The sequence below is a fragment of the Acidisarcina sp. genome (assembly GCA_035539175.1).
In the GTDB taxonomy this organism is placed as follows: domain Bacteria; phylum Acidobacteriota; class Terriglobia; order Terriglobales; family Acidobacteriaceae; genus JANXZS01.
On the sequence record DATLIY010000007.1, the window covers coordinates 387,553 to 400,743 of the forward strand.

General features: G+C 61.4%; 16 protein-coding genes. All 16 read right to left on the bottom strand.

Annotation, left to right across the window (positions count from 1 at the left end; all coding sequences use genetic code 11):
• The 16 genes from VM554_04355 to flgB all read right to left on the bottom strand — a co-directional run bounded on the left by VM554_04355 (window position 1) and on the right by flgB (window position 13,156).
• On the bottom strand, window positions 1-780 hold the full coding sequence (locus VM554_04355) for a flagellar biosynthetic protein FliR (GenBank protein ID HVJ07591.1): 780 nt from the start codon (window positions 778-780) through the stop codon (window positions 1-3).
• A 64-nt stretch (window positions 781-844) separates the two neighbouring features.
• Window positions 845-1,114, bottom strand: a complete 270-nt coding sequence (locus tag VM554_04360; protein ID HVJ07592.1) for a flagellar biosynthetic protein FliQ — start codon at window positions 1,112-1,114, stop codon at window positions 845-847.
• A 49-nt stretch (window positions 1,115-1,163) separates the two neighbouring features.
• Window positions 1,164-1,868 (bottom strand): flagellar type III secretion system pore protein FliP, encoded by a 705-nt coding sequence (gene fliP, locus VM554_04365; GenBank protein HVJ07593.1) that lies wholly within the window; start codon window positions 1,866-1,868, stop codon window positions 1,164-1,166.
• Window positions 1,865-2,173, bottom strand: coding sequence for a flagellar biosynthetic protein FliO (locus VM554_04370; protein ID HVJ07594.1), 309 nt, complete (start codon window positions 2,171-2,173; stop codon window positions 1,865-1,867). The genes fliP and VM554_04370 overlap by 4 nt, the downstream gene beginning before the upstream one ends.
• Before the next feature lie 14 nt (window positions 2,174-2,187).
• Window positions 2,188-2,556, bottom strand: coding sequence for a FliM/FliN family flagellar motor C-terminal domain-containing protein (locus VM554_04375; GenBank protein HVJ07595.1), 369 nt, complete (start codon window positions 2,554-2,556; stop codon window positions 2,188-2,190).
• 201 nt (window positions 2,557-2,757) lie between these two features.
• A complete protein-coding gene (locus VM554_04380) occupies window positions 2,758-4,050 on the bottom strand; it encodes a flagellar hook protein FlgE (protein ID HVJ07596.1) in 1,293 nt (430 codons plus the stop codon).
• A gap of 33 nt (window positions 4,051-4,083) precedes the next feature.
• Window positions 4,084-4,482, bottom strand: coding sequence for a flagellar hook capping FlgD N-terminal domain-containing protein (locus tag VM554_04385; protein ID HVJ07597.1), 399 nt, complete (start codon window positions 4,480-4,482; stop codon window positions 4,084-4,086).
• Window positions 4,483-4,587: 105 nt separating this feature from the next.
• Window positions 4,588-6,315 carry a flagellar hook-length control protein FliK gene (locus VM554_04390; GenBank protein HVJ07598.1) on the bottom strand — a complete coding sequence of 576 codons (1,728 nt, stop codon included), beginning with the start codon at window positions 6,313-6,315 and terminating at the stop codon, window positions 4,588-4,590.
• Between the two features lie 98 nt (window positions 6,316-6,413).
• A complete protein-coding gene (locus tag VM554_04395; GenBank protein HVJ07599.1) occupies window positions 6,414-6,857 on the bottom strand; it encodes a flagellar FliJ family protein in 444 nt (147 codons plus the stop codon).
• A gap of 48 nt (window positions 6,858-6,905) precedes the next feature.
• Window positions 6,906-8,216 (bottom strand): FliI/YscN family ATPase, encoded by a 1,311-nt coding sequence (locus tag VM554_04400; GenBank protein ID HVJ07600.1) that lies wholly within the window; start codon window positions 8,214-8,216, stop codon window positions 6,906-6,908.
• Between the two features lie 12 nt (window positions 8,217-8,228).
• Window positions 8,229-9,029, bottom strand: coding sequence for a FliH/SctL family protein (locus VM554_04405; protein HVJ07601.1), 801 nt, complete (start codon window positions 9,027-9,029; stop codon window positions 8,229-8,231).
• Window positions 9,030-9,058: 29 nt separating this feature from the next.
• Complete coding sequence (gene fliG, locus VM554_04410) at window positions 9,059-10,144, bottom strand: flagellar motor switch protein FliG (GenBank protein HVJ07602.1); 1,086 nt, start codon at window positions 10,142-10,144, stop codon at window positions 9,059-9,061.
• A 23-nt stretch (window positions 10,145-10,167) separates the two neighbouring features.
• Complete coding sequence (fliF, locus tag VM554_04415) at window positions 10,168-11,793, bottom strand: flagellar basal-body MS-ring/collar protein FliF (GenBank protein ID HVJ07603.1); 1,626 nt, start codon at window positions 11,791-11,793, stop codon at window positions 10,168-10,170.
• A 46-nt stretch (window positions 11,794-11,839) separates the two neighbouring features.
• Window positions 11,840-12,166: a flagellar hook-basal body complex protein FliE gene (gene fliE / locus VM554_04420; GenBank protein HVJ07604.1), complete on the bottom strand. Its 327-nt coding sequence runs from the start codon at window positions 12,164-12,166 to the stop codon at window positions 11,840-11,842.
• A 43-nt stretch (window positions 12,167-12,209) separates the two neighbouring features.
• On the bottom strand, window positions 12,210-12,749 hold the full coding sequence (gene flgC / locus VM554_04425; protein ID HVJ07605.1) for a flagellar basal body rod protein FlgC: 540 nt from the start codon (window positions 12,747-12,749) through the stop codon (window positions 12,210-12,212).
• Between the two features lie 32 nt (window positions 12,750-12,781).
• Window positions 12,782-13,156: a flagellar basal body rod protein FlgB gene (gene flgB, locus VM554_04430; GenBank protein HVJ07606.1), complete on the bottom strand. Its 375-nt coding sequence runs from the start codon at window positions 13,154-13,156 to the stop codon at window positions 12,782-12,784.
• Window positions 13,157-13,191: the final 35 nt, after the last annotated feature.

Here is a 13,191-nt window from a genome sequence, read left to right on the forward strand (position 1 = left end):
CTAGCTCCTCACCACGCAATGCCGGACCAGCATCTCCGCCGAGTCCAGCAACGCGGAAAAGCGCGTTTCGATGAAGCGCGGCCACAGCGCCAGAGATCCGATCAGTACGACATAGCCAACCATCGTCTTCGCCGGAACGGTAAGCGCAAGCGCCGGCAATTGCGGCGAAAGTCTTCCCAGTAACGAGATCGCGAACTCCACCAGAAGCGTCGCCGCAAGTACCGGAGCCGCCAGTTGCAAAGCTGCAAGAAAGACCCCGCCCGCCATCCCGGCCAATGCGGTACCGGTGCGCGCATCCAGAAACACCGCTCCCATCGGAGCCTCGGCAAAGCTCCGCATAACGGAGGCGAGCAGCGTCCGATGCAGTCCCGAGGCCAGCACCACCATGCTTCCGAACAAGCTCAACATCTGCCCTATCAAGGGCGTCTGCACTTGCGAATTCGGATCGAGAAGGTTGACCAGCGAGAAGCTGAACTGCACCCCGATTACCTGTCCAGCAAATATCAGCAACTCATTCAGCAACGCCAGGGAGAGTCCGTAAAGCAGGCCGACACCCAGCTCGCCGAGCACCGGCAGAATGCCCAGTTCGGCATGCGTCATCGGAAGCGCGGCGACGACTGGTGCCAGCAGAATGGAGATAAAGAACGCAAAGAGCGCCTTCACCCGCGCAGGGATTGCCTGCGAGGAGAAGACCGGCGCAAAGACCATCAGGCCGCTGATGCGCATCAGCACCAGCACCATCGCCGAAAGAAATCGGCTCCAGTCCGGATGGGTCATCATCTCCTGCATCGCGCTCTTCCCTTCCTTCCCTGTCTTTCCTGCCTGCCACGACTACCCGACAGGACTAGCCCAGGTAGCGGTGAAAATCTCCAAACAACGAAAGCGTGTAGACGATCAGCCGCTTGAGAAACCACGGCATCCCCACCAGCAGCAGTCCGACCACGATCAACATGCGAGGCACCGCCGTCAGGGTCTGCTCTTGCAATGAGGTCAGGGTCTGCACCAGGCTGAGAAGAAAACTGATCGCGCTCGCCGCAAGCAGCACCGGCCCGCTCACAATCAGCGCCTCCTTCAACAACTGCCGCATCAGTTCGGCTACCTGATCGGGACTCACATGCGCTCGCTTTCTGTTCTCTGCTGCATCCGCGTCTTTTCTCCGTCCCCTAAAAGCTCTTCAGCAACGAACCCGCCAGCAGATTCCAGCCATCCACCATCACGAAGAGCAGAATCTTCAGCGGAGTCGAGATCACCACCGGAGGCAGTTGGAACATGCCGATGGCGGTCGTGATCGACGCCACCACAAGATCGATCAGCAGGAAGGGCAGAAAAAGTACCGCGCCAATCTGGAAGCCGGCCTTCAGTTCGGAGAGCATGTAGGCGGGAATCACCACCTGCATGGGAAGATCCTCCGCCCTGGCCGGGCGCGCCGTCTGCGATGCTGCGGTAAAGAGAGCAAGATCCTTCTCTCGCGCGTATCGCAGCATGAAGTGCTTCGGCGGCTCGCTGCCTCGATCGATTGCCTGCCAGCCCGTAATCTGCCCTTGCCGGTAGGGTTCAATCGCCTGCTGGTTCACCGCGACAACCACCGGCTGCATCAGGAACCAGGTCATCATCAGCCCCAGGCCCATCAGCGTCTGATTGCTCGGCGCGGTCTGCGTCCCCAGCGCCTGCCGCAAAAAGTGGAAGACGATCAGCAGACGCACCATCGGCGTCATCGAGAGCAGAATCGACGGCAGCAGCGTAATCATCGTGAGCCCGAAGATGATCGTCCATGGGACCGAGCTGTTTGACGTCATACGGCCATCGAGCAAAGGCAGACTCTGCAGCGGGACCGGAGCAGCCGCAAACGCGAGGAGCGGAAGGTTCACCACTTCCTCCCGGCTACCCTGCGCACCGCACGAACGCGCCGGCTTCCTCGATCCAGCGGCAGCACCGCGGTGATGGTGTCCGCTCCGCTCGCTACCAGAAAACGCTGCGCACCACAGCGAACGACAGTCAGGCTCTTCTTCGGCCCGAAGGCCAGCCGCTCTTCCACGTGAAGCTCCCGCGGGCGATGAAGGGCCGCCGGCTTTATCTTCGAAAACAGCCAGCCCAGCGTCTCGCTAAGCCGCGACAGCAGGCCAGCCCGCTTCTGCGGCAGAGAGACCATTCGGATTGCATCCGCAAACGACATTCTTTTCTTGCTCCTCAAACCAGCCGAGTCACCCGGACGGCGATCTTCTGGTCCACGACTTCGAACTCTGTCCACACCAGTTGCACCTGCCCGCAGCTCAGCGGCAGATCTTCCATGCTTCCCCACTCGCTGACCAGCACCCGCCCCGGTTCCAGCGCGAGCAGGTCCGATACGCGAAAGGAGGGCAGAGGGACGCACACATCCAGCTGCGTTGGCAGAACCGCTAATGCAGATTGCAAATTCTGTGCTGCTTCGGCGCGTGTCTTTGCCGCGGACTGCTCTTCGTCCTCTTCTTTTTCGAGCACCAGCAGAGCGGCATTGGAGTCGTCCCCGGCAACCTGGTCAGGCTTCTCCTCGGCACTCTGCATTTCCGTGGAACTCATGGCTTCTCCTCGTGTGTTTGCAGAGAAGAAGTGCAGGTAGATGACCGGAATCGGGACAAGAAGATTAGGAGGCTCTCAGGAAGGAAAAAGAAAGCGGGATGCAGTGGCACATCCCGCTTGCGTGCAGTTTTGCTCCTCTTTAGCCAGCGAATCCCATGGATCGCCTGGGCTAAAGAATCAGGATCCTGTCAATTTCTGGAACTAGCGGATCATGTTGATCGTCTGCTGCGTCACCGTGTCGAAGGTTGTAATCGCCTTGGAGTTCGCCTCGAAGGCGCGCTGGGCGATGATCAGGTTGGAGAACTCGGTTGAGATATCGACATTGGAGGCTTCAAGCGCGCCCCCCTGTATGGTGCCTCGCCCCGCCGCTCCCGCGACTCCCACGCTGGGTTGACCAGAGGCACTGGTGGCAGCAAAGCTGTTCTCGCCTATACGGCTCAGCCCCTGCTCATTGGCAACCGAGGCCACCGCAAGCTGACCGATCACCGATTGCTGGCCGTTATCGAAGGTAGCCGAAAGCACGCCCTTCGAGTCGATGGAAAAGCTCTGGTACTGACCGCTCATGTAGCCATCCTGCGTGGTCTTTGCCACTCCGGAGGCGGCAGCAACCTGGGTGATCGTTCCCACGCTATTGCTATCGAAGAGCTGCCAATTGAAGGAGAGAGGCGCCGCACTATCAGCTAGCGGCACGCTGCTGATCGAGACCGGGGGATAGGTCGTCACGCCGCCTGCGGTGACGGGCGCGATCTGTGTTCCGGCGCTGTCGCTCACCGTTTTAAGTGCACCTTGACTGTCGAAGGTCAACGAGCCGGATGCAATCGTTGTCGCAGCAGCAGGAGGCAGATCCGCAGCCGGCAGCGAAACCTGATAGCCCCACTGGTTCGCAGCAGCGGCAGACTTGGTGAAGGTCACGGTGGCCAGGTGGCTCACGCCCAGCGAATCGTACAGCGTGATCTGTCCCGGAACCTGCGTTCCTGCGGCTGCGGATGCATCCAGATTCGCAGTCATCGACATCAGGCTCGTCGCCTTGGGCTGCTCCACCTGTCCCACGGGAATGTTGATCGCCCTCAGCGGCGCGTTCGTATTGACGACGCCGCCTGCAGCCGGATAGCCCATCACTCTCTGCCCCGCCTGCGTGATCAGGTTGCCCGAGGAGTCCAGCTGGAAGTTGCCGGCGCGCGTATATTCGGGCCCGCCATTTCCCTGAACCACGAAGAACCCATTCCCATTCAATGCGACATCCGTGGCCTTGCCGGTGCTATTCGTGCTGCCCGAAGTAAAGTTGCTGCTGATCGAAGCTATCTGCGTTCCGGCGCCCTGCTGCAGTGGATCCCCCGAACCGGCGCTTCCGATCTGCTGATAGAAGAGATCGCTGAAGCTGGCGCTCTGCGCCTTGTAGGCGGTGGTGTTCATGTTGGAAAGATTGTTGGCAATGGTGTTCAGGGCAGTCGAATCCGCCTCGAGACCAGTCAGTGGAATGGAAAACGATGGCATGAGAATCCTCCGTGGTTATCGGTTTGTATCGGCTCAGGACTGGCTCTTCGCCGTGGTCGCGAGCGGGGCCGTCGGAACTTCGCTGGCGCCTGCGTGGTTGCGGCTGAGAGCGTTCGCCACAGCGGCAGAACTGCCTGTCGTGGATGTGGTGTTGTTGCCGCCAAGAGCGGTGTTGATCTCGATGAGCTGTTGCAGGCTGTTCACCTGCACCAACTGATTGATGTACTGGTTGGGATCGGTGTTCGCAGTCGGATCCTGATGCCTCATCTCCGCCACCAGAAGCGTGAGAAAGTCGTTTGAGGTGATGTTCGCTGTATTGCTGGAGGTTGATGTGGAGGCGGATGCAGCATTTGCCTTCACGGTCTGCGCTGCCTGCGTTGCTGCGGTCAGCGGATGCGTGGTCTGAATGTTCTGTGTCTCTCCTACCTGCATGCCCTGTATCTCTCCTCGGGGAAGAATCCCCTTTTGCCCTGTCGATCTTTTGTCTACTGCCTAACTGTCCACTCCGCCGCCTACGACATCTGTCCATCAAGCGATCTAAGCAAGGATGTCGATGCGCGACGCCCCTCGACGCTCGCCGCCTGATACGCCCATACTCTCTGCAGCCAAAGCCTCTCGCCGCACAGGTGCCGCCTGCTCTGTCCGCGGCTGCCCCTGCCCGTTGCTCTGCGATGGGGCGTCTCCCCCTCCGGAGAAACCCTGAGATTGAGAAGAATTCCCCGCCAACGAAAAGTGATCCACCTGGATATCCCGGCTCGAGAGATACTCCGCCATCGCCGGAAGCTGCGTCTGCAGCACGTGATGCGCCTCGCTGGATGCCGTGGTGAACGATGCATTCACCTGCCCTCCTGCGAAATGCGTGTTGATCTCCATCCACCCATACGTGGGATCGTGCAAGCCGACCGCCACCTCCTGATGCGTGGCGTGCATCAGTTGCGGCTCCGGCATCCCGCCATCCATCGCCGTAAAAGGATCGCTGGCCATCGCCCGCGCAGAAGCCGATGCCGTCGCAGACGCTCCGGAAGGCATTGCAGCGGCGCCAGAATTTGCACCGGAACTTACACCAGGGCTCACACCAGGAGCGGCCTGTACAGTGGCCGCAGGATTCGCCGCGACATCCCTGGTTTCGCCGGCTACCGCGGCGGTAACCTCTGCAGCGCTTGCCTTTCTGCCCGCCTGCAAATGGCCGGGGAGTATCCCTTGCGCACCGGCCGCCTTCGCCACGGCGACTGCAGTCTTCGCCTGCAAAGCCGGTGCGGAACCTGTAGAGCTTGCAGCCTGCGCTGAGAGCGCTTGCGTCGGCTGCGCATCCTTCGTCGACTGGATGTCTTTCGGCTGAACTAAATCCGCAGCAGCCTTCATCGGCACTTGCGTACTTAACGATCCAACAGATCCCTGAAACGCAGCCGGAAAGCCGGGGACACTCTCGCCTGCGGATTGACTGCCCGCCTGCACCACAACCGCAGGCGATGGCTCGCCAAGAGAGGCCGCTCCGTATTGCGAGGCGCCTGCCTGAGCGAGCGCGGGTTTGCCGGGCGCAACACCGGAAGTGAGCGCGCCGGGAGCCGCGCTTTTCGCGGATGTACCGGAGGCTATACCAGGCGTAGCCGTCGGCAGAGTACCGGAAATGAGATCCGCTACAAGAGGAATGCCCAGCGAAGAGGAGGTGGAGGCATCCAGCGATGCGCGTTTCTTCTCCATATTCTTCGCGTCACTTTTTAAGTCATCCCTCGCGCCAGCCTTCGCAATATCTTTCTGACCATCTTTTAGGTCATTCTTTAAATCATTCTTTAAATCATTCTCTAGATCATTTTTTGCATCGCTCTTTCCGGTCGAAGTCGTCGAAACCTCGCGCAGCTGGACACCGTCGAGACCGAAAGCCTGGATGCCGCGGCTTCCTTTCCCAGCAATCACACCGCCGGGAAGAACCGCTGCCTCCTGCTTCAAGCCATCCACCGAATACCCAGAAAGAGAGGATTCAGGAAGGGATGACCCGCTGCCTGGAGCAGTCGCCGACGATTGCTTGCCAGCGCCGCCCGCCAGCGCAGGAGCCGTCCCCGCTTCCGCAGCCACCTTCTCCGTAAGCACATCGGAAAAGCCGCGCTGCCCGTTCGAATCATCCGCATTTGCCGCGGAGCGGGCCGAGTCTGCCCGCACCACTCCTGTTGCCGATACTTTAGATGCCGCTGTTGTTGCCGCCATCGCAGGTACGATCGCTGGCATGGTCGCTGGTGCAGTCACTGCTTCCGGAAGGTTCGTCGCCATTCTCACGGGGACGAAGGATGCAGGTTGCTTGCCAGCTTCGGGCGGGGAAGATTAGCACAAATTTAGAAAGGGTCGTGCTGCTCCGGAAACATCTCTGGCTACTTGCGCGAGAACCTCTTGCGGCGCTTCCCCTGTTCGTACCAGTCATCCAGAGCACTCTGCTGACGGCGCGCCTCTTCCGCTCTCGCAGCAGCGCTCTCGACCTCGATCAGTTGCTCAACCTGGCGCTTTTCCTTGCGGCACTCCAGAAATCGCTGGCGCAACTCCTCCACTCTCTGGCGCTGCTGTTCCAGTTGCGGCTGCAGGCTGCGAATCCGCCACTCCGCAAGCTCCCGTGCGCTCTCCGCCAGCAGCCAGTCCTGTCCCGCATTGCCGGCAAGCGCATGGAACACCGCGCTGCGGCTGGCCCGGCACTCGTCCCTGCTTGCCTGGATCGCCTGCTCCACCGCCCGCAGCCGCAGCATCTCTCGCTTCAACTCGCCACGGCAAATCTCTTCGCTCTGCTCGCGCAGCCGCAGAATTCGATGGAGGGATTGCGACATTCCAGATCCTCTCTTTCTCCCGGCTCTCCCGCTCCTGAGCGGGCGGCGCTACAGCGCATGCGCCAGCGCACTCAACTGGCCAAGGACGTCATCGAGTGACACTCTCTCCTGCGAGGACTGCTCCAGAAAACGGCGGATCAGCGGGCGCGCGCGCATGGCGCGATCCAGTTCCGGATCGCTGCCCGGCTTATATGCTCCAATGCGAACCAGATCTTCCGAGCGGGCAAAGACTGCCATCATCCGGCGCACCAGTGCCGCGTGCTCGCGATGTTCGCTACCCGCCACCGCGGGCATCAGCCGGCTGATGGAGTCCAGCAGCGCGACGGGAGGGTACAGCCCCTCCGATGCCAGCGCCCGCGAAAGTACTACGTGCCCGTCGAGCAGAGAGCGAACCGCGTCCACAATCGGATCCTGCTGATCGTCGCCCTCCATCAGCACCGTATAGAAAGCCGTGATGCTGCCGCGCTCGAACTGCCCCGCCCGCTCCACCAGCTTGGCCAGCCGCGTGAACACTGAGGGCGTATAACCTTTTGCGGTTGCTGGCTCCCCGGCAGACAGACCGATTTCGCGAGCGGCCATGGCGAATCTCGTCAGCGAATCCAGCACCAGCAGCACATGCTTGCCGTCGGCGGCAAAGGCCTCCGCAATCGTCGTCGCCGCCATCGCGGCGCGCAGGCGCAACAACGGGGATTCGTCCGAGGTAGAGACCAGAACCACGGAGCGCATGCGCCCCTCTTCCCCCAGATTGTCTTCCAGAAACTCGACAACCTCTCTGCCGCGCTCTCCCACCAGGCCAACTACCGTCACGTCAGCCTCGGTGTTACGCGTCATCATGCCGATCAGCGTGCTCTTACCCACGCCAGAGCCGCCAAAGATGCCGACGCGCTGACCCCGGCCAACGGTCAGCAAACCATCCAGCACACGGATGCCTGTGCCCAGCGCAGTCTTAATGGGAACCCGCTCCAGCGGCTTGCGCACCTGGCCCTCAATTGAGCGATGCGCCGACAGCCGCGGAGGACGGCCGCCATCGATCGGCTGGCCGAGCGCATTCAGCACCCGGCCCATCCACGCGTCGCCCACCTCTACCTGCGCAGTCGTACCCAAGCCTGTCACCGGATCGCCATACCGGATTCCATCCGAGCTCTCGAGCGGCATGGACAGCACATTGCTGCCGCGGAAGCCAATCACCTCCGCCAGATGCCTGCGCCCGGCGCCATCCAGAATCTCGCAGGTCTCCCCCACCGAACACAGAGGCCCCTCGGACTCAATCGTCTGTCCCACGGATTCGAGCACCTGCCCCCGCCATCTCCAGGGCGTACGGCGCTGCAACCGCGCAAAATACCTCTCCAGCAATGCCATCGAGCCGCCTCGTTACTCGCTCAGCCGGTCTGCGTGCAACCCAGAGGGATCCTGATTCTCCGCCGTCCGCGACGGCGGACGCTGATCCAGCAGATCGAAGAAGCCGCGCTCAATCTCGGCCAGTTGCGCCCGCACTCCCAGATCCACCGACCCAAGCCTCGTCTCCAGCACACACTCCTCCGGCCCGAATCCCTCTTCGCCCTTCACCTTGGGACGCAGTGGAAGATTCGGAATCAGCCGCAGCATCTCCTCCCACATCGCCAGCTCGGCGGCAGGTACGCGCAGGCAGGCTTCGGTACTCTCCGAGAGTTGCCCCAGCGCCACCCGGACCGCACCCGAGAGCAAAAGCGGATCGATCTGCGACTCACGGTGAAGGATGCGCGTAGCAATTCCCAGCGCGAGCTGCACAACCTCGTGCTCCACCCGGGTAAAGTAGCTATCCCGCTCCTCGACAAAGCTCTTCAGTGCGAGCTGCATCTGTTCGCCAATGTGGATGACCGTCTGGTTGGCGTCCGCCGCAGCCGCCTCCCGCCCTCGCGTCAGAGCCTCCTCTTCCGTGGCGGCCACCAGGCTCTGCTGCGCATTCCGGACGTCTTCGAGCTCCATCTCCAGTTGCCGGACGCGCAGCCGCAGCCCATCGAGCTCTTCGCGGCTGGGCGGCGCTTCGAGAACGACGTCCGCCACCCGATCCTCGGCTCCCACTGGCTGAAAGGGCCGATACTCCATCCTGCGAATTTGAACCTGCACATCCTGCAACATTCCGCCCATCTCGTCTCTCTCCATCGTGGCTGCCGCACCGTCCTGCGAAACCATCCGCTACACCGTTTCGCTAAACCCTGTCACTAAACCAGCAGGTCATCGCCCTGTTCTACCTTCAGGATCACTTTGCCTTCCGCCTCAAGCTTGCGCGCCAGGTTGAGAATCTCCTGCTGCGCGGCAGCAACCTCCCGGCTGCGCACCGGCCCCAGAACCTCCATGTCCTCCTTCAGCATCTCCACGGCCCGCGACGACATCGACTTGAAGACATGGGCGCGCAGGTCATCCCGCGCTCCTCTGAGCGCCAGAACCAGCTGCTTCTTATCTACGCCCGAAGTGATCTCGCGGATACTCGCAGAAGGCACCGTCACCAGATCCTCGAAGGTGAACATCAGCTTGCGAATGTTCAACGCCAGCTCAGGCTCGGTATCCTCCATATGATCGAGAATCTTCTTTGCCGATTCTGTCGTCAGACGATTGAGCAGATCAGCAACCGCCTTGAAGCCCGAATACGATTTCCGAACTGTGTCGCCCACCGACTCCAGCCGCCGGTGCAGGATCAGAGCTACCTTCTGCGCCATCTCCGGTGAGAACTCGCGCATCTGCGCTAGCCGGCGGATGGCGTTGACCTTCTGCTCCTCGGTCAGGTTGTCCAGCACCTGAGAAGCACGCTTAGGATCGAGATGGGCCAGCACCAGTGCAATCGTCTGCGGATGCTCGCCCTCGAGAAACTTGCCGAGTTGTCCGGGGTCCACCTTCTGCAGCATGGCCAGGTTTCCATGGTTGGCCTCCTGCGCCCGCTTCACCAGCGCCAGCATATCCTCGGCCCGCTGCTTCCCAAAGGTGTCCGTCAACAGCTTCGCGGCGTAGTCGATGCCCCCATGCATCATGTATTGCTGCGTTTCGATCAGCTCATAAAACTCCTCCACCACCTGCATGGAGAGTTCCGCTGGGATATTCTTCAGATCCGAGATCTCCTCGGTCAGCAGTTGGACATCTGCCTCGCTTAGATTCTGGTAGATCAGCTTGGCCAGCTCATCTCCACAGGCCACAATCAGGATCGCCGCCTTGCGGATCCCGCTTAGCCGGGGCGCAGCGGGCTTCCCCGGCAAGGGAGTGGTAAGGCTGGTTATCGTAGTCGCCGTCGTAGTTGCCGGCAGTTCTTTTTCCATTGGTTTTTCCTGCGTTGCCTGGCTCATTCGGCGTGAATCCATCCCTGGAGCAGGCGGGAGGCCTGCGCCGGTTCGCTTTTCAAATGACTGGCGACCTGCTCATAAATGAGTTGTGCGCGCTGCTTCTGCTTCTCGGTAGCCGGATCCAGCGGAGGCAGCGCCATCTCCTCGCCTCCTTCTTCCAGAGCGGCCTCCGCCGCTGGAGCAGGAAGACTCGCGGGAATCTCTGGACGCTTCAGGCTGCGGGCTGCGGGACGAATCACGAAGATCAGCAGCGCGAGAAACGCCAGCAGCAGCGAACCATATTTCAGCAGCGGCTGAGCCCCGCCCGCGGTCTGCCAGATCCGCTCCATTGCCCCCGGAGGAGCCACCTGGTTGTCCTGGAAGGTAATGTTCTGCACTGAGACCTGATCGCCCCGCTGCAGATCGAAGCCGATGGCCGCCTGCGCAAGCTCCGCGATGTGGCGGATCTCGTCCGGGTTGCGGGCCTGCCACACCGCCGGATGATTTCGTACTGCCGCGCTCACCATGCGGTCGTTGATCAGCACCGCTGCGGTAATACGCCGCACCTTGCCGCCGCCATCGATCGTGTGCCGCACTTTTTTGGAGACGCCATAGGTTCCGCTCTCCTGGCGCATGCTTTGCGGACTGGTGGATTGCTGCGGATACAGCGGCGGCTGCGTATTGGGCGCGTTGCTCGCCGTTCCAGGAACGCCGGAAACGGTCGCCTGCGGGCCCACGTTCTGCTCGGTCCGCTGCATCGAGAGAGTCGCCGAACTATTGGGGTCGTAGGTCTCATCCACCTCATCGGCGGAGGTATGGTCGTACTCGACATTGACCGAGGCCCGCACGTTCCCCGCTCCCGCAACCGGCTCGATCGTGTCAATCAACTTCTGCGTCAACGCCTGCTCGTGGGCTTCGTTCTGCGCGTCCGCGGTCCGTGGACCCAGCGGCAGATGCCCATCCGCATCCACCAGCACCACGTTGTCCGGGCGCAGATCGTCCACCGCACTGGCCACCAGGTTGCGGATCGAGTCCACCTCATCATTGTTCAGCGAACGCCGCTTGAGCTTGAGTACCACCGATGCCTTGGCAGCGCGCTGCTGCTCGCTGAACAGCGAGTCATGCGGCAGAACCAGGTGAACACGCGAGGATTGCACCGCATCCATGGTGTTGATGGTGTGCTCCAGCTCGCCTTCGAGTGCACGCTGATAGTTCACCTTCTCGTCGAACTCCGAGCCCACCCAGTTCGGCTTATCGAACAGCTCAAAGCCCATGCGGCCGCTCTTGGGACCGCCCTTCGCCGTGGTCTGCAGGCGCGCCTTATCCAGGTGATCGGCAGGCACGCGCAGCGTCGCTCCATCGGTGGAGACATCAAAAGGAATTCCCGCAGCGGTCAATTGCACCGCCATCTCGCGCGCATCCTGGGGATCCAGCCCGGCATACAGCGTGCGCCAATCGGGTCGCGTTCCATACCATACGAGGCCGATCAGCGTGGCCAGCACCACTGCGGCGACTCCAGCGAACGCAAGCCGCTGCTGGGGGGTGAAGCGCAAAAAGCGTTCCTGCAGCGATCCCACCCATTCGCGGGCTCGCTCCTCCAGCGCCTTTTCGCTCCGAACTGTCTCTAATTGCCGGTTCTCATCCATCGCCTGTTCGCTCGCCTGGCTCTTCCCTGCCGGAATCTACGACCTATCAGAACTGCATTCCCATGACCTGCTGGTAGGCGGTCACGGCCTTATTGCGAACTGCGAGGGCAAGATCAAATGCCAGATCGGCCTTCTGCGTGGCAATCATCGCGGCATGAATATCCACGCCATCGCCGCGCATCAGCGCCTGCGTCGTCTGTGCCGCGCTACTCTCCAGCTGCTGCACGTTGCTGATGGCATCCCGCAACAGCTTGCCAAACGGAGGCGCCTCGCCCGAGGCACCGGGCGTCAACGGAGAGACGGTGGACGCCGCTGCCGACGAACCCGCCTGCATCACACTCGACTGAATCGTCTGAAGAATTCCACTCTGCATACATCGTTCCTTTCGCTACCTGCGTGTTGTCTGCCTGTACCTGCTACTTCAGAATCTCTAGCGAGGCGGTAATCATCCCCTTGGTCGCCTGCACCGCCGAACTGTTCAATCCGTAGGCCCGCGTCGCGCCCATCAGATCTACCATCTCGGTCAATGGGTTGATATCGGGATACGCCACGTATCCATCCTTGTCCGCATCCGGGTGCTGGGGATCGAACCGCCGCTGCGTGGCTACCGGATCGGAGATGACGGCGGATACATCGACTCCGCCCGGAACGCTCTGGCTCGCACTGGGCGCAATCGACAGCATCGGAACCGACATGGGATTCGACGACATCGAAAGCGTTGGCATGGAAATAGACGGCATGGGGCTCAAGCCCGGCGTCAGACTCTGTCCGCTCAATTCATTGGCAAAGCTGGCCGGTTGCGCGGCGGCAAACACCACATGCTGGCGCCGGTAAGGGCCGCCATCCGCGGTACGCGTCGTGTCGGCATTGGCCATATTGGAGGCAACCACCTCGGCGCGGATGCGCTCGGCCTTCATCGCCGAGCCACTCACTTCCATCAATCCAAACAAATTCATCCCTGGTCTCCTTTCGTCTCCGCTGCGGAGCACTACTTGTCGGACTGGATCGCGCTCTGCACCCGCGTGAACTCCCGCCGCAGCAGCTCTACCCCCGTACGAAAGCGCAACTGCGCCTCCGCCATATTCAGGCCTTCGCGATCCATCGAGATGTTGTTGCCATCGGGACGCTCGAGCAGTCCATCCACGTTTCGCACCACAGGCTCGCTGGCTGCCGTGCTTCCACCCTCGCGGGCGGCGAGTGCCTCCGACATCGAGCGCTGCATCTCCGACGCAAAGTCGATCCCCTTGGCGCGGTAGCGGGGAGTATCCACATTCGCCATGTTTTCCGCTGTCAGCTTCAGTTGCAGGCTGGAGAGGTCCAGGTACTTTCCGAGTTGGTCGCTAAGCGGAGTTGTGATCTGCATTTCTTCTCACCTCTTGCTGCTAGTTGATTGCCGGT